We start from the raw sequence: 24,643 nt of genomic DNA on the forward strand, positions 1-24,643 counted from the left end.
AAAGCCTAATGGTCGCCGGAGTGAACGCGTCCGCCGCGCCCACTCCGTGGATGCTCGCCGCGCGTGCTGCCCTCGGCGTCGGTGGCCGTGCGCCGCCGGACCTCCTCGCGCATCTTCAGGAACCGGTCCAGCGGATCCTCCGAGAGCCTGCTCCACGGGAAGGAGGTGGCGTACGGCCCGATCAGCCGCAGTTGCTCCAGGGCGTCCTCCCAGCGGCCCAGCCGCACCAGCACATACGTCAGCTTGTTACGGATCGCGGCGGGCCACAGGTCGGCCGCGGGGAACCGGGCGGACAGCGTGACGGCCCGGTCGGCCGCCGTCTCCAGCCGCTCGCGCGGCACGCCCGGACCGCAGTCGTCGTCCAGGTAGGCGAGGACGGCCCGGGTCGGCAGCGCCTGGACGAGGGAGTCGGCCGGGGCGTCCTGCGCGGCCCGGTCGGCGAAGTCCAGGCACTCGCGGTGGGAGCCGTGCCAGGACGAGGCCAGGTAGCGCAGGGCCGCCACATGGCAGCCGTAGTGGCGCGGAGCGCGGCGCAGCGCCGCCTCCCACAGCTCGCCGAAGTAGGTGTGCCCGGCGCGTGAGCCGCGCGCGTGGTCCAGGGCGATCCGCCAGGGCACCGGGTCGCGGTCGTCGGCGCGCGCGGCGGCGGTGATCAGCGGGCTCACCCCGCGCAGCACCTCGGCCCGGGCCGGTGACCGCCAGGCGTGGTCCACCGCGAGCTGGGCCCTGATCAGCAGCGCGTCCGGATCCTGCGGGGCGGCCGCGTACCAGCTCTCCAGCCACTCCGTGCGTGAGCGTGCGAAGGCCGCCAGGTGCAGCGTGTAGCGGTCGCGGTACTCCCACTGCGCCTGCTGTCTCGTGTGGGCGAGCAGTGCGGCGGCGGGCCCGTACGCGCCGCTCCCGGCCGCGACCAGCGCGGGGCCGAGGCGGTCGTCGGGGGCGTCGAGGAGCACCTCGTCGTCGGCGGGGAGCGCGACGAGGTGCTCGGCGGTCCTTGTCGTCCGGGACGCACGGCCGAACGGAAGCATCAGAGCCATGGTGTCGACCATTGAAAGACCGCTGGTCATGCCGCGCCAGAGGGAACGGCCAAGACGTCGAAAGTTGTACGCGGGGAGGTCAAGAACCGGTAAAGGTCAACTGTTCAACAACTGTCCGACATCAATACTTTCGACACTTTTCGAAGCAGTGGTCCCAAGGCCCCAATGACCCACTGACCTCACCGACCCCGCAGGCCCCATCGTCAGTTCCGCCGCAGCGTGCGCGTCGCCCCCGCCGCCACGGTCGTCGCCAGGATCCAGCCGAGCAGGATCATCGCGGCGGCCAGCCACTGCCAGGCCCCGCTCAGTTGCCAGAACCCGACCTGGCCCAGGTCGATGACCGGCAGCAGCAGATCGAGGGCGAACAGCGGCGGGTTCCAGGTCGGATGCTCGCCGCCCTTGATCGGCGGATGGTCGGCGTGGGCGAAGGCCAGCGAGCTCGCCGCCCACAGCACCGCCATCCACACGGCGGCCCGGCCGGGCCGATATCCGTAGGCGACCATCCAGTCCTGTGCGTAGCCCCACATCTTGGCCGCGGGCGGCAGCGTCTCGCGGCGGCGGCGCTGCTTGGCGAGCAGTACCTCGCGCGCGTCCTCGTCCTCACCGCCGTTGCGCAGGACTGCGGCCAGCCGTTCGTACGGCTCCGGGTTGTACTCGGCGGTCGCGGCGGCCACCCACGCCAGCCGCCGCTCCAGCGGGAACGGGCCGCGCGGCACGAGGTTCTCGTAGGTGAAGCCGCTCATGTGCAGCAGCCCCGGGTCCGGCCAGGCGTCCGCGCGGTCCATCAGGTTCACGGTCCGCGCCCCCGACAGCACCACCCCGCCGCGCTCCGGCCGCTCCCCGAGGAAGCGCAGCTCCGGCGTCTGGATCCGGCGCAGCGACAGCTCCTGCTCGTCGGTGAAGGTGAACCGGGCCCGCTCCAGGTCGACCGCGTCCCCGAACCGCCCGTCGTCCAGGCGCACCCCGCCCTGGCACTCGAAACGCTGGATGCGGGTCCCGCGCGCGGGAGTACGGCCGCTCAGCAGCGGACTTCCGACGCCGGCCGGGGTCAGGTACAGCGTGCGCCCGACGGTCAGCTGGGGCGCGTTCAGCGCGAGCCGGGTGTACGGGTTGACCAGCCGTGCGCCGCGCAGGCTCAGCGACACGCCGATGCTGGCGCCGCGCAGGCTCAGCTCGCCGTGCGACTCCAGCATCTCGGCCTGGAGGTCCTGGCCGACGCTGATGCCGTCCGCGGCGATGGAGCGGCCGCTGCGGTCGCGGTAGACGATCGCCTGGTTGAGCAGCAGGTCCGTGCCTATGTGGGCGTCGGTGAGCCGTACGCCGTTGTGGAACCGGCAGCGCGGCAGATGCAGATCGCCCTCGGTGTGCACCCGGGCCGCCTCCAGGCGCGGCACCGCGCAGTCCACCAGCCGCACGGTCGTGAAGCGGGCCTCCGGCAGCCGGACCTCCTGGTCGAAGCGGCAGCCCCGCAGCTCGACGTACGGCACCACAGTGCCGCCCGCCAGGTCCATCGTGTCGCTGATCCGCACGCCCACCAGCTTCAGCGAGGACACCCGGCCCGCGAGGGCGGGCGGACCGTCCAGCAGCAGCCAGCAGATGATCCGCGCGCGCACGGTCCGGTCCGCGCCCCAGGGATGCCCGCCGTGCGGGTCGTCGACGACCGTGTCGCCGCTGCTCAGGTCGTACACGCTGCCGTTGCGGAAGGCCTGCCACATGCCGAGCTCGGCGGCGGTCAGGTCGCTGGGCAGGTCGTCCGGCAGGTCTCCGTCGCGAAGACCGCCCCGTTCGGTCACGTTGCGCCCATCCCCCTCAGCTACTCGTGGGTTTAGTACAACCGTTCATGCCCGCTGAGTGACGCCCCGAACGCTAGACGTGAAGAAGATCTTCCGGGTTCCGCCGACGATCTGTATCAGCCATTGATACGCGCGAACGACGCCGGAGCAGGGTCTGAGAGAATTGCACCCGTGATCTCCCGAATCGATCTGCGCGGCGACGCCCTCCCCGAGGGCCCCGCCCTGCGCGACCTGCTGCCCCGAGCCGACTTCGACGTTTCGGCCGCCCTGGAGAAGGTGCGTCCGATCTGCGAGGCCGTGCATCATCGGGGTGACGCGGCGCTGATCGACTTCGCGGAGACGTTCGACGGGGTCAGGCTCGACCAGGTACGGGTGCCCGCCGAGGCGCTCACCAAGGCCCTCGCGGAACTCGACCCGGCCGTGCGCGCGGCTCTGGAGGAGTCCATCCGCCGCGCCCGTCTCGTCCACCGCGAGCAGCGCCGTACGACCCACACGACCCAGGTCGTGCCCGGCGGCTCGGTGACCGAAAAGTGGCTGCCGGTCGACCGCGTCGGGCTGTACGCGCCCGGCGGCCGGTCCGTCTACCCGTCCTCCGTGATCATGAACGTGGTGCCCGCCCAGGAGGCCGGCGTCGAGTCCGTCGCGCTCGCCTCTCCGGCCCAGGCCGAGTTCGGCGGCCTGCCCCACCCGACGATCCTCGCCGCGTGCGCGCTGCTCGGCGTCGACGAGGTGTACGCCGCCGGCGGCGCCACCGCGGTTGCGATGTTCGCGTACGGCACCGAGTCCTGCCCGCCCGCCAACATGGTCACCGGCCCCGGCAACATCTGGGTCGCCGCCGCCAAGCGCTACTTCACCGGCAGGATCGGCATCGACGCCGAGGCGGGCCCGACCGAGATCGCGATCCTGGCCGACTCCACGGCCGACCCGGTGCACGTCGCCTCCGACCTGATCAGCCAGGCCGAGCACGACCCGCTGGCCGCCGCCGTCCTCGTCACCGACTCCGTCGAGCTCGCGGACGCGGTCGAGAAGGAGCTGGAGCCGCAGGTCGAGGCCACCAAGCACATCGACGACCGCATCGTGCCCGCCCTCAAGGGCAGGCAGTCCGCGATCGTCCTGGTCGACGGCGTCGACGAGGGCCTTCGGGTCGTCGACGCCTATGGCGCCGAGCACCTGGAGATCCAGACGGCCGACGCGGCCGCCGTGGCCGACCGGGTGCGCAACGCAGGCGCGATCTTCATCGGCCCCTGGGCGCCGGTCTCGCTCGGCGACTACGCGGCCGGCTCCAACCACGTGCTGCCCACCGGCGGCTGCGCCTGCCACTCCTCGGGCCTGTCCGTGCAGTCCTTCCTGCGCGGCATCCACATCGTCGACTACACGAAGGACGCGCTGGCCGAGGTCGCGCATCACGTGGTCACGCTGGCGGAGGCGGAGGACCTGCCGGCGCACGGCGCGGCGGTCAAGGCGAGGTTCGGCTGGAAGGTACCCGAGAGCAAGTGAGCGACGTACGCATCGACGATCTCCCCGTCCGTGCCGAGCTGCGCGGCAAGTCCCCCTACGGCGCGCCCCAGTTGGACGTCCCCGTACGGCTGAACACCAACGAGAACCCCTACCCGCTGCCCGAGCCGCTGGTCGAGCGCATCGCCGAGCGCGTCCGCGAGGCCGCCCGCAACCTCAACCGCTACCCGGACCGGGACGCGGTCGAGCTGCGCACCCAGCTCGCCAAGTACCTGACGGACACGTCCGGTCACGAGGTCGGCCTGGCCAACGTCTGGGCGGCCAACGGCTCCAACGAGGTCATCCAGCAGCTGCTGCAGACCTTCGGCGGACCCGGGCGCACGGCGATCGGCTTCGAGCCGTCGTACTCGATGCACGGGCTCATCTCGCGCGGCACCGGCACGGGCTGGATCTCCGGTCCGCGGGGCGACGACTTCACGATCGACGTCGAGGTGGCCGCGAAGGCGATCGCCGAGCACCGGCCCGACGTCGTTTTCATCACGACGCCCAACAACCCCACGGGCAACGCGGTCCCGCGCGAGACCGTGCTCGCGCTGTACGAGGCCGCGCAGGCGGCGAAGCCGTCGATGGTCGTGGTCGACGAGGCGTACATCGAGTTCAGCCACGGCGACTCGCTGCTGCCGCTGCTCGAAGGCCGGCCGAATCTCGTCGTCTCCCGGACGATGTCGAAGGCCTTCGGCGCCGCGGGCCTGCGCCTCGGCTATCTCGCCGCGCACCCGGCGGTCGTGGACGCCGTCCAGCTCGTACGGCTGCCGTACCACCTGTCGGCCGTCACCCAGGCGACCGCGCTGGCCGCCCTGGAGCACACGGACGTCCTGCTGAAGTACGTCGAGCAGCTCAAGTCCGAGCGGGACCGGCTGGTCGCCGAGCTGCGGGCCGCCGGATACGAGGTCGTCGAGTCCGACGCGAACTTCGTGCAGTTCGGCAGGTTCGAGGACTCGCACACGGCCTGGCAGAAGATCCTCGACCGGGGTGTCCTGGTCCGGGACAACGGCATCCCGGGATGGCTGCGGGTGTCCGCCGGAACTCCCGATGAGAACGACGCGTTCCTCGACGCGGTACGTGAACTGAAGAAGGAGCAGAGCGCATGAACCGCGTAGGCCGCATAGAGCGGGTGACGAAGGAGACCTCGGTCCTCGTCGAGATCGATCTCGACGGGTCCGGCAAGGTCGATGTGTCGACAGGCGTCGGCTTCTACGACCACATGCTCGACCAGCTCGGCCGGCACGGTCTGTTCGACCTGACCGTGAAGACCGAGGGCGACCTGCACATCGACTCGCACCACACCATCGAGGACACCGCCCTCGCGCTGGGCGCCGCCTTCAAGCAGGCCCTCGGCGACAAGGTGGGGATCTACCGCTTCGGCAACTGCACGGTCCCGCTGGACGAGTCCCTCGCCCAGGTCACCGTCGACCTGTCCGGCCGCCCCTACCTCGTGCACACCGAGCCCGAGAACATGGCGCCGATGATCGGCGAGTACGACACCACGATGACCCGGCACATCCTGGAGTCCTTCGTCGCCCAGGCCCAGATCGCCCTGCACGTGCACGTGCCCTACGGGCGCAACGCGCACCACATCGTGGAGTGCCAGTTCAAGGCGCTGGCGCGGGCCCTGCGCTACGCCTCCGAGCGCGACCCGCGCGCGGCCGGCATCCTTCCCTCGACGAAGGGCGCGCTGTAACCCATGAACGGGCTGTCCACCATCCTGATCGTCGTCGGCCTCTTCCTGGTCGGCGGCATCATCTCCTTCGCCAAGCAGCAGATGCCCAAGAGCCTCATCGTGCTGCTCTCGATAGGCGCAGCGATGTGTCTTCTCGCGGGCGTCCTGAGGCTGGAGGTGTGGAATTGACCGACTCCAAGAAGGTCGTGGTCTTCGACTACGGCTTCGGCAATGTGAGGTCCGCCGAACGCGCCCTCGCGCGCGCGGGCGCCGACGTCGAGATCACCCGTGACTTCGACAGGGCCATGAACGCCGACGGTCTGCTGGTGCCGGGCGTCGGTGCCTTCGAGGCCTGCATGAAGGGGCTGACCGCGGCCCGCGGCGACTGGATCATCGAGCGTCGGCTGTCCGGTGGACGCCCCGTGATGGGCATCTGCGTCGGCATGCAGATCCTGTTCGCGCGCGGCATCGAGCACGGCGTCGAGACCGAGGGCCTCGGCGAGTGGCCGGGCTCGGTGGAGCCGCTGCAGGCCGACATCGTGCCCCACATGGGCTGGAACACCGTGGACGCGGCGCCGGGCACCGAGCTGTTCGCCGGCCTGGACGCGGACGCGCGCTTCTACTTCGTGCACTCCTACGCCGTCCACGACTGGACGCTGGAGATCCACAACCCGGCGATGACCGCACCCAAGGTCACCTGGTCGACGCACGGCAAGCCCTTCGTCGCGGCCGTGGAGAACGGCGCCCTGTGGGCCACGCAGTTCCACCCCGAGAAGTCCGGCGACGCCGGAGCGCAGCTGCTCACCAACTGGATCGGAACCCTGTAGAGACATGGCCAAGCTCGAACTCCTCCCCGCCGTAGACGTCCGCGACGGCCAGGCCGTCCGCCTCGTGCACGGCGAGTCCGGCACCGAGACCTCCTACGGCTCGCCCCTGGAGGCCGCCCTGGCCTGGCAGCGCTCGGGCGCCGAGTGGCTGCACCTGGTCGACCTCGACGCCGCGTTCGGCACCGGCGACAACCGCGAGCTGATCGCCGAGGTCGCCAAGGCGATGGACATCAAAGTCGAGCTGTCCGGCGGCATCCGCGACGACGCCTCCCTCACCGCCGCGCTCGCCACCGGCTGCACCCGCGTGAACCTGGGCACGGCAGCCCTGGAGACCCCGGACTGGGTCGCCAAGGTCATCGCCGAGCACGGCGACAAGATCGCCGTCGGTCTCGACGTACGCGGCACGACGCTGCGCGGCCGCGGCTGGACCCGTGACGGCGGCGACCTCTACGAGACGCTGGAGCGCCTCAACAACGAGGGCTGCGCCCGCTACGTCGTCACGGACATCGCCAAGGACGGCACCCTCCAGGGCCCGAACCTGGAGCTGCTGAAGAACGTGTGCGCGGCGACCGACCGCCCGGTGGTCGCCTCCGGCGGGGTCTCGTCCCTGGACGACCTCCGCGCGATCTCCGAGCTGGTGCCCCTCGGTGTCGAGGGCTCCATCGTCGGGAAGGCCCTGTACGCGAAGGCGTTCACCCTGGAAGAGGCCTTGGAGGCTGTGTCGTCATGAGCGATGCCGTACGGCGCGTGCAGAGTGGAAGTCCCTGGGAAGAGTCCTTCGGGTTCGCGCGCGCCGTGGCGGCCGGCGACCGTGTGCTGGTCGCGGGCACGACGTCGTTCAAGGGCGATGTGCTGTACGGCGAGGGCGACCCGTACGAACAGGCCAAGGCGGCCTTCGCCAACGCGATCGAGGCGATCGGCGAGTTCGGGCTCGGGGTCGAGTCCGTGGTCCGTACGCGGTTGTACCTGACCCACGCGCGGGACGTGGACGCCGTGGGCCGGGCCCACAAGGAGGTCTTCGACACGGCGCGCCCGGTCTCGACGCTGCTGGTCGTCGAGGGATTCGTGGACTCGCGCATCCTGGTCGAAGTGGAAATAGAAGCATTCAGAGGACGTTAGAGGAGCCGGTTTCATGACCCTGGCGGTCCGAGTCATTCCCTGCCTGGACGTGGACAACGGCCGGGTCGTCAAGGGCGTGAACTTCCAGAACCTGCGCGACGCGGGCGACCCCGTCGAGATGGCCAAGGTGTACGACGCCGAAGGCGCCGACGAGCTGACGTTCCTGGACATCACGGCCTCGTCGGGCAACCGCGAGACGACGTACGACGTGGTGCGCCGTACCGCCGAGCAGGTGTTCATCCCGCTGACGGTCGGCGGCGGCGTCCGTACGGCCGAGGACGTGGACAAGCTGCTGCGCGCGGGCGCGGACAAGGTGGGCGTCAACACGGCGGCCATCGCCCGTCCCGACCTGATCCGCGAGATCGCCGAGCGCTTCGGCCGGCAGGTGCTGGTCCTTTCGGTCGACGCGCGCCGCACTCCCGAAGGCACCTTCGAGGTCACCACCCACGGCGGCCGCAAGGGCACCGGCATCGACGCCGTCGAGTGGGCGCACCGCGCGGCCGAGCTGGGCGCGGGCGAGATCCTGCTCAACTCGATGGACGCGGACGGCACGAAGGACGGCTACGACCTGGAGATGATCCAGGCCGTACGCAAACACGTGACGGTCCCGGTGATCGCCTCCGGCGGCGCCGGCAAGCTCGCCGACTTCCCGCCCGCCATCGAGGCGGGGGCGGACGCGGTGCTGGCGGCGTCCGTGTTCCACTTCGGCGATCTGCGGATAGGCGAGGTCAAGGACGCGCTGCGGGGGGCGGGACACCCCGTCCGCTGACATCGGGCTGAGCCCCGGCCGTGCTGGAAGCGGCCGGGGCTTTCTCACGAGCAGATGCGAAAGGAAAGTTGCGCAAAATCTGTTGTGCAAGTTTTCTTTTGTATCTAGGGTGAGGGCATGACGGACAAGGAGAGAGACCGCCGCATCACTGACCTGGGCACGCTCAAGGCGCTCGCCCACCCCTTGCGGATGCAGCTGCTCCGCGGGCTGACGGTCGCCGGGGTCGCCACCGCCTCACAGCTGGCCGAACAGGTCGACGAGGCCGTGTCACTGGTCAGCTACCACCTGCGCAAGCTCGCCGAGCACGGGCTCATCGAGGAGGCCGAGCCGCGCAGCGCCGACGGCCGCGAGCGCTGGTGGCAGCCCGCCTCGGACGGGGTGCGCATCCACGACGAGGACTTCCGCGACGCCCCCGAGAAGGCCGCCGCGCACACGGCGGCCAGCAGGCTCTTCGTGCAGCAGCGCACGGACATGTACCGGCGCTGGCTCGACGAGCGCACCCACTGGGGCCCCGAGTGGAACCGGGCCGCCGAGTCCTCCGAGTCCCACCTGCGGCTCACCGCGGACGAACTGGCCGAGCTGACCAAGGACATGCTCGCCCTGCTGCGCCGGTACGACGAGCAGGGCGTGGCCGCCGACGCCGCAGGCGACACCGAGGGCCGCGAGAGCGTCGCGGTGCACACCTATGCCTTCCCGTTCCGGATCTGAGAGGACAGACGTGCCCACGACACAGACCGGCAACGCGCCCGCCGCCGAGGCGGAGCGCCCCGCCCACCGCGACCCCGACGTCCGGCGCTGGCTCGGCGCCTACGCCTCGTCGGCCGTCGGCGACAACGTCTACTACCTCGCCCTGTCCTGGGCCGCCGTCCAGGCCGGTACGCCCGCCCAGGCGGGACTGGTCACCGCCCTCAGCGCGGTGCCGCGGGCCGCACTGATGCTGGGCGGGGGAGTGATCGCCGACCGGTTCGGCCCCCGCAGGGTGCTGATCAGCAGCGACGCCCTGCGCTGCGCGGCGGTCCTCGCGGTCGCCGCGCTGCTGCTCGTGAGCAGTCCCGGCCTGTGGCCGCTGGCCGCGCTGGCGCTGGTCTTCGGGGCCGTCGACGCCGTGATGATGCCCGCCCTGGGCGCCCTGCCCACCCGGATCACCTCACGCGGACAGCTCGCCCGGGTGCACGGCATGCGGGGTCTCGTCGTCCGGCTGGCCAACGTCGTCGGGGCCCCGCTCGGCGGCCTCGCCGTGGCCCTCGGGGGCACCGGGGCGGCGTTCGGGCTGGCCGGGCTGCTGTTCGCGGCCTCCCTGCCGCTCCTGATCGCCCTGCGGGTGCGCAGGCTGCCCGCCGACGACGCACGCGCGCGTGGCAGCGCCTGGAGCGATCTGACCGGCGGCCTGCGCTACATACGCGGCCACCGGGTCCTGCTGCCGCTGATCCTCGTCATCGCACTCAGCGACCTCGGCTTCGTCGGCCCGCTCAACGTCGGCCTGACCCTGCTCGCCGACGAACGCGGCTGGGGAGCCGGCGGCGTCGGATGGGTGCTCGCCGGGTTCGGCACCGGCGCGGGGGCGGCCTCCCTGCTGCTCACCGCCCGTGGCCGCGTCCCGCGCGCGGGGCTCGTGCTGTCCACGTCCGGCGTGCTCAGCGCGGCCTCGATCGGCGCGCTGGCCTTCGTACCGCAGATCGGGGTCGCCGTCGCCGTGGCCCTGTCCATCGGGCTGATCTCGGGCCTGAACGGCGTCCTGTGCGGGGCGCTGCTCCAGGCCGAGTCCGACCGGGCCTACGTCGGCAGGGTCACGTCCGTGTCCACCTTCTTCAGCCTCGGCCTCGCCCCGCTCACCTTCCCCCTGACCGGCGCCGCGATCGGCCAGTGGGGCACCGGACCGGTCTTCGTGGCCAGTGCCGCACTCTGCGGGCTCGGCGGGATGGTCGGACTGTGCGCACGGGACCTGCGCCGGGCCGAACTGCCGGGCTGAGCTCAGACTTCTTCAGCCTCGGCCTCGCCCCGCTCACCTTCCCCCTGACCGGCGCCGCGATCGGCCAGTGGGGCACCGGACCGGTCTTCGTGGCCAGTGCCGCACTCTGCGGGCTCGGCGGGATGGTCGGACTGTGCGCACGGGACCTGCGCCGGGCCGAACTGCCGGGCTGAGCTCAGATGCCGAGCTGCTTCGACTCGTGCAGCTTGGCGATGGCGTTCTCGTCGCCGTCCAGCTCGACCTTGGCGGCGTTCTGCCGGCCGTAGGCGAACAGCAGCAGCTCCGACGGCTCCCCGGTCACCGTGACGACCGGCGTGCCCTTGTGGGCGACCGCCGTCTGTCCGTCGGGGCGGCGCAGCACCAGGCCGGTCGGGGCGCTGCGGCCCACCAGACGCGCGGAGCGCTCCAGACGGGACCACAGGGCGTCCTGGAAGACCGGATCGAGTTCGCGCGGCGTCCAGTCCGGCTGGGCGCGGCGGACGTCCTCGGTGTGGACGTAGAACTCGAGCGTGTTGGACGCCTCGTCGATCTGCTTGAGCTGGAAGGGCGAGAAGCGCGGCGGGCCGGTGCGGATGAGCTGGATCAGCTCCTCGTACGGCTTGGCCGCGAACTCCTCCATCGCCTTGTCCAGGCGCGACGCGAGCGGCTTGATCAGCAGACCGGCGGCGGCGTCGGGGCGGCGCTCGCGCACCACCACGTGCGCGGCCAGATCACGAGTGGCCCAGCCCTCGCAGAGGGTGGGGGCTTCCGGGCCCTCGGCCTCCAGGAGGTCGGCCAGGAGAAGTCGTTCACGCTGCGCGAAGGTCGACATACAGTCAGCCTACGACCACGCATCCGGTCCGCCCACCCGGTCGCCCGGCCACCGGCGCTGCACACCGTCCCCATCCACCCAGTGGACACCGCGCCGTCACTGTCAGTTGTGCGCGGCACAATGGCAGACATGACCACGAGCACGCCCCGTCAGCCCAGCCCGCTGGACCCCGAGATCGCCGCGCGCCTCAAGCGCAGCGCGGACGGGCTCCTGCCCGCCATCGCCCAGCAGTACGACACCGGAGAGGTGCTGATGCTCGGCTGGATGGACGACGAGGCGCTGCATCGCACGCTCACCACCGGCCGCTGCACCTACTGGTCGCGCAGCCGCGGGGAGTACTGGGTCAAGGGCGACACCTCCGGCCACTTCCAGTGGGTGAAGTCGGTCGCCCTGGACTGCGACGCGGACACCGTGCTCGTCAAGGTCGACCAGGTCGGCGCCGCCTGCCACACGGGCGCGCGGACCTGCTTCGACGAGGACGTGCTGCTCAAGGACGCCGATTCCGGCGTACCGGCAGTGGATCAGTAAGGTCAGCCGCCATGGACCTCGAGACCTTCCGCAAGCTGGCCACCGACCGCCGCGTCATTCCCGTCACCCGCAAGCTCCTCGCCGACGGCGACACCCCGGTCGCGCTCTACCGCAAGCTCGCAGCCGAGCGCTCCGGCACCTTCCTGCTGGAGTCCGCGGAGAACGGCCGCTCCTGGTCCCGCTACTCCTTCGTCGGCGTCCGTTCCGCGGCGACGCTGACCGAGCGCGACGGGCAGGCCCACTGGCTCGGCTCCCCGCCCGTCGGCGTCCCCGCCGAGGGCGACCCGCTGGCCGCCCTGCGCGCCACCATCGAGGCCCTGCACACCCCGCACGACCTCGCCCACGACCTGGGCCTGCCGCCCTTCACCGGCGGCATGGTCGGCTATCTCGGCTACGACATCGTGCGCCGCCTGGAGAAGATCGGCCCCGGCGAGCGGGACGACCTGGGGCTGCCCGAGCTGACCATGCTGCTCACCAGTGACCTCGCCGTCATGGACCACTGGGAGGGCTCCGTCCTGCTGATCGCCAACGCGATCAACCACAACGACCTCGACACCGGAGTCGACGAGGCCCACGCCGACGCGGTCGCCCGCCTCGACGCCATGGAGGCCGACCTCTCCCGCCCGGTGGCCCAGCCCCCGGCCGTCCTGCCGCCCTCGGAGCTGCCCGAGTACACCGCGCTGTGGGGCGGCGAGGACTTCCAGGAGGCCGTCGAGGACATCAAGGAGCGCATCCGCGCGGGCGAGGCCTTCCAGGTGGTGCCCTCCCAGCGCTTCGAAACGCCGTGCACGGCGAGCGCGTTGGACGTCTACCGGGTCCTGCGGGCGACCAATCCCTCCCCGTACATGTACCTGTTCCGGTTCGACGGCTTCGACGTCGTCGGCTCGTCCCCCGAGGCCCTGGTGAAGGTCGAGGACGGCCGGGCCATGGTCCACCCCATCGCCGGCACCCGCTGGCGCGGCGCGACCCCGCAGGAGGACCAGGCCCTCGCCGACGAGCTGCTCGCCGACCCCAAGGAGCGCGCCGAGCACCTGATGCTGGTCGACCTCGGGCGCAACGACCTGGGGCGGGTCTGCGAGCCGGGTTCCGTCGAGGTCGTCGACTTCATGTCCATCGAGCGGTACTCCCACGTGATGCACATCGTCTCGACGGTGACCGGACGCGTCGCGCAGGGCCGCACGGCCTTCGACGTCCTGACGGCCTGCTTCCCGGCCGGCACCCTCTCCGGCGCCCCCAAGCCCCGCGCGATGCAGATCATCGACGAACTCGAACCGTCCAGGCGCGGGCTGTACGGCGGCTGCGTCGGCTACCTCGACTTCGCGGGCGACTCCGACACCGCCATCGCCATCCGTACGGCCCTGCTGCGCGACGGCACGGCCTACGTCCAGGCGGGCGCGGGCATCGTCGCCGACTCGGACCCGGTCGCCGAGGACACCGAGTGCCGGAACAAGGCGGCGGCGGTCCTGCGTGCGGTACACACCGCGAACCGGCTGAAGTGAGCCCGGTGACGGCTGGGTCCGCAGGGACATGGCCGTCTCCTATGCACCCCGGGTGACTGATCGCCCGGGGTTCGGGTGATAGTGGAGTACGTGACTGCCGTACCGCACCCCCGTTCCGAAGCCCCCGGTTCCGCCCGGGCCGGCCGCATGAGCCTCGCCGTAGCCCTGCTGTGCGGGGCGCTCGGCGCGGCCGTGGCGCTGCTCGCCACCCGGCAGCGCTGGTCGGAGGGCACCGCCACGGTGGCGGGCGGCGCGTTCCCCCTGACCGCCAAGGGCAGTGACGTCACGGGCGTCCCCGCGGCCCTGGCCATAGTGGGACTCGCCGCGCTCGTCGCCGTCTTCGCCGTCCGCCGCGCAGGCCGCTTCATGGTCGCCGCTCTGCTCGCGCTCTCCGGCGCCGGCACCGTCGCCGCCGCCCTGCTCGGCGCCTCCGACAGCACCGCGCTCGACGAGAAGGCCGCGCGGGCCTCCGGCGACACCGCGGCCACCGTCGACGCCCTCACCCATACCGCCTGGCCGTACGTCGCGGCCGTCGGCGGCGGCCTGCTCCTGCTCGCCGGACTGCTGGCCCTGCGCTACGGCCGGCTCTGGCCCGGCATGTCCGGCCGCTACGAGCGCGGCGGCACACCCCGGCCGCGCCGCAGGACCCGGGCCGCCGTCGACCCCGACCGGCCCGAGGAACTCTGGAAGGCCCTCGACCGGGGCGAGGACCCGACCGGAGCCTGAGCGCACAGGGCGCGCCGTGACCCCCGATCACCGCAGCCGCACGCGTGCGGGACAATGACACCGAGCTACCGGCTCACCCACGTACAACCCGTACACAGCAACGAGGAGCAAGCAATGGCGGGCAGCAGCCACGGTCACACCCCGGCCGCCTGGACCGGTGTCACGATCGCCTTCATCGGTTTCTGCGTCTCGGGCGCCTTCATGGTGCTCGACCAGCCCGCGGGCTTCTGGGCCGGCCTGGGCGTCGTGGGCCTCGGCGGCGTCATCGGCTGGGTCATGAGCGCGATGGGCATGGGGCAGCCGAAGGACGCCCACAAGGCGCTGCTCATGTCGCAGGAGCGCGAGGCGGCGGGCGTCAAGGGCTGACAGCCGTAAGACTTCGCTGAGGGGCGACCCGGCACCGATGTGTGCCCGGGGGCGCCCCTCACGCGCGTGCGGGGCACAATGCATGACGTGAACGCCGACAGCCAGAGGGTGACACAGCCCGGTACCGGCGCCGTGTGGGGGCGGCTGGCCGTCCCCGCGGGCGTGCTCGCGGCCGTCGCCGGGGCCTTCGCCTACGTCGGTGCCGTGGACCCGAACGAACCCGGCCACTACCCCGCCTGCCCGCTCCTGCAGGTCACCGGTATCTACTGCCCCGGCTGCGGCGGCCTGCGCAGCGCGCACGCCGTGGTCCACGGGGACTTCGCGGCGGCGCTCCAGGACAACGCACTGGCCGTCGCCGGCTACGCGGTCTTCGCCGTGGTGTGGACCGTCTGGGTGGTCCGCGCGGTACGCGGCCGGCCACTGAGGATCGATCTCGGGCCGGTGCAGCTGTGGGCCGCGGGCGCGTTGCTGCTGGTCTTCACCGTTGTCCGGAACCTGCCGTTCGGTGGCTGGCTCCACCCTTGATCAACGGGTGAACGTCCAGGTACTGGGACCGGCGTCAACCGGATGTGAGGCCTACGCCCAGCTCCGGATACCATCGCAGTGACCACCTGTTTCGTACCGCTTTCACTTCCACAGTCTGAAAGGGGGCCGCTCGCGTGAGTGTGCTCGACGAGATCATCGACGGAGTCCGTGCCGACCTCGCGGAGCGGCAGGCGCGCGTCAGCCTCGACGAGCTCAAGGAGCGCGCGGCGAAGGCTCCCGCGGCCAAGGACGGGGTCGCCGCCCTCAAGGGCGACGGCGTCAAGGTCATCTGTGAGGTCAAGCGCTCCAGCCCCTCCAAGGGCGCGCTGGCCGCGATCGCCGACCCGGCGGGGCTCGCCGCGGACTACGAGGCGGGCGGCGCGGCCGTCATCTCCGTCCTCACCGAACAGCGCCGCTTCGGCGGCTCGCTCGCCGACCTGGAGGCCGTCCGCGCGAGCGTCGACATCCCGGTCCTGCGCAAGGACTTCATCGTCACGTCGTACCAGCTGTGGGAGGCCCGCGCGTACGGCGCCGACCTCGCGCTGCTGATCGTCGCGGCCCTCGACCAGTCGGCGCTGGAGTCACTGATCGAGCGCGCGGTGTCCATCGGCCTGACCCCGCTGGTCGAGGTGCACGACGAGGACGAGGTCGAGCGTGCCGTGGACGCGGGCGCGAAGATCATCGGCGTCAACGCGCGGAACCTGAAGACCCTGGAGGTCGACCGCGGGACGTTCGAGCGCGTCGCGCCCGAGATCCCCAGCGGCCTCGTCAAGATCGCCGAGTCCGGCGTCCGCGGCCCGCACGACCTCATCGCCTACGCCAACGCCGGCGCCGACGCGGTCCTGGTCGGCGAGTCCCTGGTCACGGGCAAGGACCCGAAGACCGCGGTGGCCGACCTGGTGGCAGCGGGCGAACACCCCGCACTCCGGCACGGCCGCGGCTGATCACCCGCTAGGCTTACGTCGATGAATCGCACTGTGACAACCGTGGACCGGTACGCCCGCCTCGCGCGCGGCTGCCGCCCTCGCGGCTGCCGCGCACCGGCACGCCGCGTGCACGGGCGCCGAGTGCGATACGTCATCGGAGACGAACCGGGCCAGGTAAACGGCCGCCGATGGCAGCGCGCCCCTCAGGGGCGCGGGGAACTGCGCGACCGGCCACACACGGCCTGAGGTCGTACGACAGGCTCCGCCCCCACGGCGAACAGTGTCTTTTTCCACACACTCACCGTGAGGTATCCGCATGCCCAGCGACTTCTTCATCCCCGACCCGGAGGGTCAAGTCCCCAGCGCCGAAGGCTACTTCGGCGCGTTCGGCGGCAAGTTCATCCCGGAGGCCCTCGTCGCCGCCGTGGACGAGGTGGCCGTCGAGTACGACAAGGCCAAGCACGACCCCGAGTTCGCCCGCGAGCTCGACGACCTGCTCGTCAACTACACCGGCCGCCCCAGCTCCCTCACCGAGGTGCCCCGCTTCGCCGAACACGCCGGTGGCGCCCGCGTGTTCCTCAAGCGCGAGGACCTCAACCACACCGGCTCGCACAAGATCAACAACGTGCTCGGCCAGGCCCTGCTCACCAAGCGCATGGGCAAGACCCGCGTGATCGCCGAGACCGGCGCCGGCCAGCACGGCGTGGCCACGGCCACCGCCTGTGCGCTCTTCGGCCTCGAATGCACCATCTACATGGGCGAGATCGACACCCAGCGCCAGGCTCTCAACGTGGCCCGGATGCGCATGCTCGGCGCCGAGGTCATCGCCGTGAAGTCCGGCAGCCGTACGTTGAAGGACGCCATCAACGAGGCGTTCCGCGACTGGGTGGCCAACGTCGACCACACGCACTACCTCTTCGGTACGGTCGCCGGCCCGCACCCCTTCCCCGCCATGGTCCGCGACTTCCACCGCGTCATCGGCGTCGAGGCACGGCGCCAGCTCCTGGAGCGCGCCGGACGCCTCCCCGACGCCGCCATCGCGTGCGTGGGCGGCGGCTCGAACGCCATCGGCCTCTTCCATGCCTTCATCCCCGACACGGACGTACGCCTCATCGGCTGCGAGCCCGCCGGGCACGGCGTCGAGACCGGCGAGCACGCGGCGACCCTGACCGCCGGCGAGCCCGGCATCCTGCACGGCTCCCGCTCCTACGTCCTCCAGGACGACGAGGGCCAGATCACCGAGCCGTACTCGATCTCGGCCGGTCTGGACTACCCCGGCATCGGCCCGGAGCACTCCTACCTCAAGGACAGCGGTCGCGGCGAGTACCGCGCGGTCACCGACGACGCGGCGATGCAGGCCCTGCGCCTGCTGTCGCGCACCGAGGGCATCATCCCGGCGATCGAGAGCGCCCACGCGCTGGCCGGTGCGCTGGAGGTCGGTAGGGAGCTGGGCAAGGACGGGCTGATCGTCATCAACCTGTCCGGGCGCGGTGACAAGGACATGGATACGGCCGCGCGCTACTTCGGCCTGTACGACACCGACGCCGAGGTGGCCGCCGACGCCAATGGTGGCGCCGCCGAGATCCAGGGGGACGCCAAGTGAGCGGGAACATCCAGCTGTTGACGGACACCCTGCATGCCGCCAAGGCCGAGGGCCGCTCCGCGCTCATCGCCTACCTCCCGGCCGGGTTCCCGACCGTGGACGGCGGCATCGAGGCGATCAAGGCCGCGCTCGACGGGGGCGCGGACGTCGTCGAGGTCGGTCTGCCGCACAGCGACCCCGTCCTCGACGGCCCCGTCATCCAGACCGCCGACGACATCGCTCTCAAGGGCGGGGTCAAGATCGCGGATGTCATGCGTACCGTCCGCGAGGCGCACGAGGCCACCGGCAAGCCGATCCTCGTGATGACGTACTGGAACCCCATCGACCGCTACGGCGTCGAGCGCTTCACCGCCGAGCTGGCCGAGGCGGGAGGCGCGGGCTGCATCCTGCCCGACCTGCCCGTCCAGGAGTCGGCGCTGTGGAGGGAGCACGCCGACAAGCACGGGCTTGCGACGGTCTTCGTCGTGGCGCCGAGCAGCAAGGACGAGCGGCTCGGCCGGATCACCGCGGCCGGCAGCGGCTTCGTCTACGCCGCCTCGCTGATGGGCGTCACCGGCACCCGCGCGTCCGTGGGCGCGCAGGCGCAGGACCTGGTCGAGCGCACCCGGGCCACCGGCACCGAGCTGCCCGTCTGCGTCGGGCTCGGCGTCTCCAACGCCGAGCAGGCCGCCGAGGTCGCCGGTTTCGCGGACGGCGTGATCGTCGGCTCGGCCTTCGTGAAGCGGATGCTGGACGCGCCGGACGACGCGGCCGGAATCGAAGCGGTGCGCTCACTCGCCGGTGATCTGGCGAAGGGCGTGCGCGGGCAGGTGTAGCCGACACCTTCAGGGGTGAAGGATCTTCAGAAGAAGGGCCTTCCGTACGAGTCGCTCGAACGGGTGGACCTGGGACCGGGGAGGCGCGCTGCGCCTCCCCGGTTCGTTCTGCGGGTGTGAGCGAAAAGAATCGTGACGGAAAGCGGACCGCCCGGGAGCGGCTGGCGGTCGAGCGTGAGAAGCAGAAGGCGGCCGACAAGCGGCGCCGCGCGCTGATCGTGGGCGCGAGCGTCGTCTGCGTGCTGGGACTCGCGGCAGTGATCGGAGTCGTCGCGGCGAACGCCGGCAAGGACGACAGCAGCGACGCGGGACCGGTCGTGGGGCCCTCGGGAGCGCAGGGCAAGGACGGGCTCGCGATCCCGGTGGGCGAGGAGAACGCAAAGTCCACGCTCACGGTCTGGGAGGACTTCCGCTGCCCGGCCTGCAAGTCCTTCGAGGACGCCTACAGGTCGACGATCCACGAGCTGACGGACTCCGGAAAGCTCCGGGTCGAATACCACCTGGCGACGATCATCGACGGCAACATGGGCGGCACGGGCTCGCGCAACGCCGCGAACGCGGCGGCCTGCGCCCAGGACGCCGGCAAGTTCACGCAGTACCACGACGTGCTGTACGAGAACCAGCCGCCGGAGGTCGACGACGCCTTCGCCAAGAACAGCAAGCTCTTCGAGCTCGCGGGCAAGGTCAAGGGCCTGGACACGCCCGCCTTCCGCAAATGTGTCGAGGACGGCACGCACAACAGCTGGGTCGAGAAGTCCAACGACGCGTTCAAGAGCGGCGGCTTCAGCGGCACGCCGACGGTCCTGCTCAACGGCAAGAACATCTACCAGGACCAGACGATGACTCCGGCCAAGCTGAAGCAGATGGTGGAGGAAGCCGACAAGGGCTGAGGGCGGCCCCCTGTTATGGACCCGTAGCCGGGCTGCCTGACATCGGTGCCGCCCGGCAGGGTAGCGTCGACCTTGCCATGGAACTTGCCTACATTCCCAGCCCGTCGCGCGGGGTGATCCACCTCGGTCCCATTCCGCTGCGCGGCTACGCCTTCTGCATCATCATCGGTGTCTTCGTAGCCGTCTGGCTCGGCAACAAACGCTGGATCGCCAGAGGCGGGCGGTCCGGCACGGTGGCCGACATCGCGGTCTGGGCCGTCCCGTTCGGACTGGTCGGCGGGCGCCTCTATCACGTGATCACGGACTACGAGCTGTACTTCAGCGAGGGCCGTGACTGGGTGGACGCCTTCAAGATCTGGGAGGGCGGCCTCGGCATCTGGGGCGCCATCGCGCTGGGCGCGCTGGGTGCGTGGATCGGCTGCCGCCGCCGCGGGATCCCGCTGCCCGCGTACGCGGACGCCGTCGCCCCCGGAATCGCCTTCGCGCAGGCCATCGGCCGCTGGGGCAACTGGTTCAACCAGGAGCTGTACGGCCGGCAGACCGACCTCCCGTGGGCGCTGAAGATCACGTCCTCGACGGACGGGCGCGTGCCGGGCACGTACCACCCGACGTTCCTGTACGAGTCGCTGTGGTGCATCGGTGTCGCGCTGCTGGTGATCTGGGCCGACCGCCGCTTCAAGCTGGGCCACGGGCGGGCGTTCGCGCTGTATGTCGCCGCGTACTGCGTGGGCCGGTTCTGGGTCGAGTACATGCGGGTCGACGACGCCCACCACTTCCTGGGCCTGCGCCTGAACAACTGGACCGCGCTGGTCGTCTTCCTGCTCGCGGTGGTGTACATCGTGGTGTCGGCGAAGAAGCGGCCGGGCCGGGAGGCCGTGGTCGAGCCGGGTGCTTCCGGCGGTGAGGCCGACGGTGAGGTCGAGGACGGCACCGAGGCCGACGCCGGGAAGGCCGACGCGGACAAGGCCGACACGGACAAGGTCGACACGGACAAGGCCGAAGGCGAGAAAGCCGAGGCTGACGCGTCGGACTCCGAAGCCGAGAAGGAACCGAGCGACGAGGCCGAGTCGGCGAAGAAGAGCTGACGGTCGGTCGTACGTCGATGAGGGCGCCCGGTCCTACCGGGCGCCCTCTGACGTTTCTCAGGTACGGCGTGCCAGCGACAGGGTTCTCCGGGCCGCCGCCACCACCGCCGCGTCGATGAACGTGCCGTCCTGGAGGGCCTGGGCGCCCTGGTCCGTCGTGGCCGCCTTGATGATCGTCTCCGCGTGTTCGAGTTCCGCCTCCGTGGGGAGGTAGGCCTGTTCGATCACCGGGAGTTGGCGGGGGTGGATGGCCGCGCGGCCCAGGAAGCCCAGGGTGCGGCCGTGGGCGCAGGACGCCGCCAGGCCCTCCAGGTCGCGGATGTCCGGGTGGATCGACTGGGACGGCGGGGGCAGGCCTGCCGCTCGCGCGGCCACGATGACGCGGGAGCGGGACCAGTCGAGGCCCGCGTCGCCGCGTACGCCCAGGTCGGTGCGTAGGTCCGCCTCGCCGAGGGAGATCCCCTGGAGGGTCGGGTGGGCGGAGGCGATCGCGTGTGCGCGCTCGATGCCCAGGGCCGATTCCAGGAGGGCGTGCAGCGGGGTCGTGCCCGGGGCGCAGGGCGGGGTCGTCTGGGCGAGATGGATGATCTGTTCGGCGGAGGTCACCTTCGGCAGGCGCAGGGCGGCAAGGCCCGGGAGGGCGGCCAGCGCCGCGAGGTCCCGCACACCCGGCGGAGTGTCCAGGGCGTTCACACGAACGTGGACCGGGACGGGATGCCGCGGCTCGCAGAGCAGGTCGATGGTGGCCGCTCGGGCGTAGTCCTTGCGGTCCGGCGCCACGGCGTCCTCCAGGTCGACGATGACGATGTCGGCGCCGGACGTCAGGGCCCCGGCCACCACACCCGGGCGGTCGCCGGGGGCGTACAGCCAGGTCAGGGGGTACGGGGCGGTCTTCGGCGGGCTCGTCACAAGGCGCCCTCCGCACGCAGGGTCGCCAGTTCGGCGGGGGTCAGGCCCAGGTCGGTGAGGATCTCGTCGGTGTCCGCGCCGTGCGGGCGGCCGGTCCAGCGGATCGTGCCGGGGGTGGCGGAGAGCCGGAAGAGGACGTTCTGCATCCGCAGCGGGCCGAGTTCGGGGTCGTCGACGGTGGTGATCGTGTCCAGGGCCGCGTACTGGGGGTCCGTCATCACATCCCGTACGTCCTGGATCGGGGCCACCGCCGCCTCCGCCTTCTCGAAGGCCGCGAGGACGTCGGCGCGGGTGTGGCGGGCGATCCAGTCGCCGACCGCCCGGTCGAGGACGTCGGCGTGGCGGGCCCGGTCGGCGCCCGTCGCGAACCACGGCTCGTCGATCAGCTCGGGGCGTCCCACCAGGTGCATCACGCGCTCGGCGATCGACTGGGCGGAGGTCGAGACGGCGACCCAACTGCCGTCCGCGGTGCGGTAGGTGTTGCGCGGGGCGTTGTTGGCGGAGCGGTTGCCGGTGCGTTCCTGGACGTAGCCGAGCTGGTCGTACCAGGTCGCCTGGGGGCCGAGCGCCAGCAGCATCGGCTCGATCAGCGCCATGTCGACGACCTGGCCCTCGCCGGTGCGCTCGCGGGCGGCCAGTGCCGTCATCACGGCGTACGCGGTCGCGAGGCCCGCGATGGAGTCGGCCAGGCCGAACGGCGGCAGCGTCGGGGGTGCGTCCGGTTCGCCGGTGAGCGCCGCGAAGCCGCTCATCGCCTCGGCGAGGGTGCCGAAGCCGGGGCGGTGGGCGTAGGGGCCGAACTGGCCGAAGCCGGTGACGCGGGTGAGGATCAGGCGGGAGTTGGCGGCGGACAGCTCCGGCCAGCCGAGGTCCCATTTCTCCAGGGTGCCGGGGCGGAAGTTCTCGATGACGACGTCGGCGGTCGCGGCCAGGCGCAGGAGGGTGGCGCGGCCGCCGGGCTTGGAGAGGTTGAGGGTGATCGTGCGCTTGTTGCGGCCGAGGACCTTCCACCACAGGCCCACGCCGTCCTTCGACGGGCCGTGGCCGCGGGAGGGGTCGGGCTTCTCGGGGTGCTCGACCTTGACGACCTCCGCGCCGTAGTCGCCGAGCATCGTGGCGGCGAGGGGACCCGCGAAGAGGGTGGCCAGGTCGAGGACGCGCAGGCCGGCCAGGGGAGCGGGGGGACGCGCGCTCATGAGGCGTACGCCTCGTCGATCTCGGGGCGGTACGGCATCGACACCGAGGCGCCTTCCCGCTGGACCGACAGCGCGGCCGCCGCGGCCGCCCACTTCAGGGCGTCCGGCATGGGGCGGCCTTCGCCGAGCGCCACCGCGAGGGCGCCGACGAAGGTGTCGCCGGCGCCGGTGGAGTCGACGGCCGTGACCTTCGGGGCGGGGACGGCCAGGGGTTCGGCGCCGCGGGTGACGTACAGGCTGCCGGCGGCGCCCAGGGTGACGACCACCTCGGGTACCTGGTCCAGCAGTGCGGTGGCCGCCTCGCGGGGGTCGGTGCGGCCGGTGAGGGTGGTGGCCTCGTGCTCGTTGGGGACCAACAGGTCGATCGCGGCGAGGAGTTCGTCCGGGAGCGGCTGGGCGGGGGCCGGGGTGAGGACCGTACGGACGTCGTGGCGGCGGGCCGCCTGGGCGCCGGCGAGCACCGCGGCCAGCGGGATCTCCAGCTGGAGCAGCAGGGTGTCGGCGGCGGCGATGATTCCCTCGTCGCCGGGGCTGAGGTGGTCGAGCGTGGCGTTCGCGCCGGGGATCACGACGATCGCGTTGCCGCCCTCGTCGTCCACGACGATGTGTGCGGTGCCGGACGGGCCCTCGGCCGTGCGGAGGTCGTCGGTGTCCACGCCGGAGTGTTCGAGGGTGGAGCGCAGGTAGGTGCCGTAGGCGTCGTTGCCGACGGCGCCGATCATCATGGCGTTGCCGCCCGCACGGGCCGCCGCGATCGCCTGGTTCGCGCCCTTGCCGCCGGGGATCGTACGGAACTCCCGGCCCGTCACTGTCTCGCCGCGCTGGGGGGCCTTCTCGACGTAGGCGACGAGGTCCATGTTCGTGCTGCCGAGCACGACGATGTCGGTCATGGGTGAGCGGCCTCCAAGGGGGTGAGCTGGTGGGCGAGTTCATGCGTCAGGCGGGCGAGCGTGTCGAAGCCGGTGCCGTTGAAGTCGGCGACAGAGGTGGCGAGACGGCCGTGCGGTGTCAGGGCGCGGCGGGCGAGGGCGTAGAACTCCTGGGAGTAGAGCCCCTCATCCGCGCGGACGTCCACGGCTGGACCAACCCCGGCGACCCGGCCGCCGCAGCCGAACAGGCCCACCGCGACGCCACCCTCACCCACACCGCGGGCGGCGATGCTGCCCACGGTCGCGCCGTTGGAGTCGGTGTCCCAACCTCCCGACACGGCACGGCAGATGGAGCCGGTGAAGTCGCCGTCCGCGTGGGTGAGGGCGGCGGCGATCAGGGCGGTGTTGGGGAGGGCGTGGACCCAGTGGTGGGTGTGCGCGTGGGTGGCGTGGAGTTCGTCGACGACCGTGTCGAAGTCCTCGTGTGTGCGGGCGAGTTGGATGGCGTGGTGGATCGCCCCGGCCAGGCGGGAGCTCGGGGGGATCACTGTGAGGCCGGTGCGCAGGCAGGTGTGGATGTCGTGCGGGCCGGTCGCCGTCGCCGCCTGCGCGATGACCGCCGCCGTGAACATCGCCGCGTAGACGCCGCCCGCGGTGTGGGTGAGGGTGGCGTCGCGGTGGGCCTGTTCGGCTGCGGCGGCCGGGTCGCCGGGGTTGGTCCAGCCGTGGACGTCCGCGCGGATGAGGGCGCCGATCCATTCGCGGAAGGGGTTGCGGTGGCGGGCCGTGTGCGGGGGTTCGATGCCGAGGAGGAGGTTGCGGTACGCGACGCGCTCGGCGGTGAACGTGCGGCCGGCCGGGAGTTCGTCGAGCCAGAGGCGGGCCACGTCGGTGGTGGTGAACGCTTTGCCGTGGCGCCTGAGCAGGAGGAGGTTGAGGAGGGGGTAGTTGAGGTCGTCGTCCTCGGGCATGCCGTCGATGTTCTCGGCGAGGGAGGTTGTCGCCGAGCGGCGGTTCCAGGGGTGGGCGGCGAGGAGGTCCGTGGGGACTCCCCTGGCAGTGAAGTACGTGGTGAGGGGCCAGTTGCCGGTGGATCCGGCCAGCTGCCGGATGGCTTCGAGGGGGAGCTTCTCGACCGGTTTGCCGAGGAGGCAGCCGACCGCCCGGCCCAGCCAGGCGGCTTCGTAGCGGGCCTCGGTGGGGGCC

The 24,643-nt window shown here is 71.7% G+C and carries 29 protein-coding genes; 22 read left to right on the forward strand and 7 right to left on the reverse strand.

Features of this window, described 5'->3' with window-relative positions; all coding sequences use genetic code 11:
- Nucleotides 1-5 precede the first annotated feature (5 nt).
- The gene (locus EAO75_RS20715; protein WP_147997992.1) at nt 6-1,049 is read right to left on the reverse strand and encodes a hypothetical protein; all 1,044 of its coding nucleotides are present in this window, start codon (nt 1,047-1,049) and stop codon (nt 6-8) included.
- Between the two features lie 191 nt (nt 1,050-1,240).
- On the reverse strand, nt 1,241-2,830 hold the full coding sequence (locus tag EAO75_RS20720; protein WP_147996560.1) for an oxidoreductase: 1,590 nt from the start codon (nt 2,828-2,830) through the stop codon (nt 1,241-1,243).
- 171 nt (nt 2,831-3,001) lie between these two features.
- Here EAO75_RS20720 and hisD point away from each other — a divergent pair, with 171 nt between their 5' ends.
- From hisD to EAO75_RS20770, 11 genes are all read left to right on the forward strand, one after another.
- Nucleotides 3,002-4,327 (forward strand): histidinol dehydrogenase, encoded by a 1,326-nt coding sequence (gene hisD / locus EAO75_RS20725; protein ID WP_147996561.1) that lies wholly within the window; start codon nt 3,002-3,004, stop codon nt 4,325-4,327.
- Nucleotides 4,324-5,436: a histidinol-phosphate transaminase gene (locus EAO75_RS20730; RefSeq protein ID WP_147996562.1), complete on the forward strand. Its 1,113-nt coding sequence runs from the start codon at nt 4,324-4,326 to the stop codon at nt 5,434-5,436. Before hisD ends, EAO75_RS20730 begins: the two co-directional genes overlap by 4 nt.
- Nucleotides 5,433-6,026: an imidazoleglycerol-phosphate dehydratase HisB gene (gene hisB, locus EAO75_RS20735; RefSeq protein WP_062719038.1), complete on the forward strand. Its 594-nt coding sequence runs from the start codon at nt 5,433-5,435 to the stop codon at nt 6,024-6,026. Before EAO75_RS20730 ends, hisB begins: the two co-directional genes overlap by 4 nt.
- Before the next feature lie 3 nt (nt 6,027-6,029).
- On the forward strand, nt 6,030-6,194 hold the full coding sequence (locus EAO75_RS45985) for a hypothetical protein (protein ID WP_187284527.1): 165 nt from the start codon (nt 6,030-6,032) through the stop codon (nt 6,192-6,194).
- A complete protein-coding gene (gene hisH / locus EAO75_RS20740) occupies nt 6,191-6,832 on the forward strand; it encodes an imidazole glycerol phosphate synthase subunit HisH (RefSeq protein ID WP_187284528.1) in 642 nt (213 codons plus the stop codon). The genes EAO75_RS45985 and hisH overlap by 4 nt, the downstream gene beginning before the upstream one ends.
- A gap of 4 nt (nt 6,833-6,836) precedes the next feature.
- The gene (priA, locus tag EAO75_RS20745) at nt 6,837-7,562 is read left to right on the forward strand and encodes a bifunctional 1-(5-phosphoribosyl)-5-((5-phosphoribosylamino)methylideneamino)imidazole-4-carboxamide isomerase/phosphoribosylanthranilate isomerase PriA (RefSeq protein WP_147996564.1); all 726 of its coding nucleotides are present in this window, start codon (nt 6,837-6,839) and stop codon (nt 7,560-7,562) included.
- The gene (locus EAO75_RS20750) at nt 7,559-7,951 is read left to right on the forward strand and encodes a RidA family protein (protein WP_147996565.1); all 393 of its coding nucleotides are present in this window, start codon (nt 7,559-7,561) and stop codon (nt 7,949-7,951) included. Before priA ends, EAO75_RS20750 begins: the two co-directional genes overlap by 4 nt.
- A gap of 13 nt (nt 7,952-7,964) precedes the next feature.
- Nucleotides 7,965-8,720 carry an imidazole glycerol phosphate synthase subunit HisF gene (gene hisF / locus EAO75_RS20755; RefSeq protein WP_147996566.1) on the forward strand — a complete coding sequence of 252 codons (756 nt, stop codon included), beginning with the start codon at nt 7,965-7,967 and terminating at the stop codon, nt 8,718-8,720.
- 117 nt (nt 8,721-8,837) lie between these two features.
- Nucleotides 8,838-9,428, forward strand: coding sequence for an ArsR/SmtB family transcription factor (locus EAO75_RS20760; RefSeq protein WP_147996567.1), 591 nt, complete (start codon nt 8,838-8,840; stop codon nt 9,426-9,428).
- A 10-nt stretch (nt 9,429-9,438) separates the two neighbouring features.
- Nucleotides 9,439-10,689 (forward strand): MFS transporter, encoded by a 1,251-nt coding sequence (locus EAO75_RS20765; RefSeq protein WP_261989365.1) that lies wholly within the window; start codon nt 9,439-9,441, stop codon nt 10,687-10,689.
- A complete protein-coding gene (locus EAO75_RS20770; protein ID WP_147996569.1) occupies nt 10,650-10,862 on the forward strand; it encodes a hypothetical protein in 213 nt (70 codons plus the stop codon). Before EAO75_RS20765 ends, EAO75_RS20770 begins: the two co-directional genes overlap by 40 nt.
- Nucleotides 10,863-10,864: 2 nt before the next feature.
- Here the strand turns inward: EAO75_RS20770 and EAO75_RS20775 are convergent, their stop codons facing one another.
- Nucleotides 10,865-11,500, reverse strand: a complete 636-nt coding sequence (locus EAO75_RS20775) for a TIGR03085 family metal-binding protein (protein WP_147996570.1) — start codon at nt 11,498-11,500, stop codon at nt 10,865-10,867.
- A gap of 129 nt (nt 11,501-11,629) precedes the next feature.
- Between EAO75_RS20775 and hisI the strand changes: the two genes are divergently transcribed.
- The 11 genes from hisI (at nt 11,630) to lgt (ending at nt 20,463) form a co-directional block, all read left to right on the forward strand.
- Nucleotides 11,630-12,028, forward strand: a complete 399-nt coding sequence (gene hisI / locus EAO75_RS20780) for a phosphoribosyl-AMP cyclohydrolase (protein ID WP_147996571.1) — start codon at nt 11,630-11,632, stop codon at nt 12,026-12,028.
- An 11-nt stretch (nt 12,029-12,039) separates the two neighbouring features.
- A complete protein-coding gene (locus EAO75_RS20785) occupies nt 12,040-13,527 on the forward strand; it encodes an anthranilate synthase component I (RefSeq protein WP_147996572.1) in 1,488 nt (495 codons plus the stop codon).
- Nucleotides 13,528-13,608: 81 nt separating this feature from the next.
- Nucleotides 13,609-14,253, forward strand: a complete 645-nt coding sequence (locus EAO75_RS20790; RefSeq protein WP_147996573.1) for a TIGR02234 family membrane protein — start codon at nt 13,609-13,611, stop codon at nt 14,251-14,253.
- A gap of 114 nt (nt 14,254-14,367) precedes the next feature.
- Nucleotides 14,368-14,619 (forward strand): HGxxPAAW family protein, encoded by a 252-nt coding sequence (locus EAO75_RS20795; RefSeq protein ID WP_147996574.1) that lies wholly within the window; start codon nt 14,368-14,370, stop codon nt 14,617-14,619.
- A 78-nt stretch (nt 14,620-14,697) separates the two neighbouring features.
- A complete protein-coding gene (locus EAO75_RS20800; RefSeq protein WP_147996575.1) occupies nt 14,698-15,144 on the forward strand; it encodes a DUF2752 domain-containing protein in 447 nt (148 codons plus the stop codon).
- A 134-nt stretch (nt 15,145-15,278) separates the two neighbouring features.
- Nucleotides 15,279-16,088, forward strand: coding sequence for an indole-3-glycerol phosphate synthase TrpC (trpC, locus tag EAO75_RS20805; protein ID WP_147996576.1), 810 nt, complete (start codon nt 15,279-15,281; stop codon nt 16,086-16,088).
- A 21-nt stretch (nt 16,089-16,109) separates the two neighbouring features.
- Nucleotides 16,110-16,316: a tryptophan biosynthesis modulator TrpM gene (gene trpM, locus EAO75_RS48645; RefSeq protein WP_147996577.1), complete on the forward strand. Its 207-nt coding sequence runs from the start codon at nt 16,110-16,112 to the stop codon at nt 16,314-16,316.
- A 70-nt stretch (nt 16,317-16,386) separates the two neighbouring features.
- Nucleotides 16,387-17,673 (forward strand): tryptophan synthase subunit beta, encoded by a 1,287-nt coding sequence (gene trpB / locus EAO75_RS20815; RefSeq protein WP_147996578.1) that lies wholly within the window; start codon nt 16,387-16,389, stop codon nt 17,671-17,673.
- Entirely contained in the window at nt 17,670-18,488 is an 819-nt protein-coding gene (gene trpA, locus EAO75_RS20820; protein ID WP_147996579.1) for a tryptophan synthase subunit alpha, read from the forward strand. Before trpB ends, trpA begins: the two co-directional genes overlap by 4 nt.
- Nucleotides 18,489-18,604: 116 nt before the next feature.
- Nucleotides 18,605-19,378, forward strand: coding sequence for a DsbA family protein (locus tag EAO75_RS20825; protein ID WP_147996580.1), 774 nt, complete (start codon nt 18,605-18,607; stop codon nt 19,376-19,378).
- A 77-nt stretch (nt 19,379-19,455) separates the two neighbouring features.
- Nucleotides 19,456-20,463, forward strand: a complete 1,008-nt coding sequence (gene lgt / locus EAO75_RS20830) for a prolipoprotein diacylglyceryl transferase (protein WP_147996581.1) — start codon at nt 19,456-19,458, stop codon at nt 20,461-20,463.
- Between the two features lie 57 nt (nt 20,464-20,520).
- Here lgt and EAO75_RS20835 read toward each other — a convergent pair whose 3' ends face one another.
- The 4 genes from EAO75_RS20835 to EAO75_RS20850 form a co-directional block, all read right to left on the reverse strand.
- Nucleotides 20,521-21,372 carry an HpcH/HpaI aldolase/citrate lyase family protein gene (locus tag EAO75_RS20835; protein ID WP_147996582.1) on the reverse strand — a complete coding sequence of 284 codons (852 nt, stop codon included), beginning with the start codon at nt 21,370-21,372 and terminating at the stop codon, nt 20,521-20,523.
- Nucleotides 21,369-22,568 carry a CaiB/BaiF CoA transferase family protein gene (locus tag EAO75_RS20840; RefSeq protein ID WP_147996583.1) on the reverse strand — a complete coding sequence of 400 codons (1,200 nt, stop codon included), beginning with the start codon at nt 22,566-22,568 and terminating at the stop codon, nt 21,369-21,371. The genes EAO75_RS20835 and EAO75_RS20840 overlap by 4 nt, the downstream gene beginning before the upstream one ends.
- Nucleotides 22,565-23,458, reverse strand: a complete 894-nt coding sequence (gene rbsK, locus EAO75_RS20845; protein WP_147996584.1) for a ribokinase — start codon at nt 23,456-23,458, stop codon at nt 22,565-22,567. The genes EAO75_RS20840 and rbsK overlap by 4 nt, the downstream gene beginning before the upstream one ends.
- A partial coding sequence (locus EAO75_RS20850; RefSeq protein ID WP_147997993.1) for an ADP-ribosylglycohydrolase family protein occupies nt 23,455-24,643 on the reverse strand: 1,189 nt, incomplete at its 5' end. The genes EAO75_RS20850 and rbsK, both read right to left, overlap by 4 nt.

It is taken from the genome of Streptomyces sp. UW30, assembly GCF_008042075.1.
GTDB lineage: Bacteria > Actinomycetota > Actinomycetes > Streptomycetales > Streptomycetaceae > Streptomyces.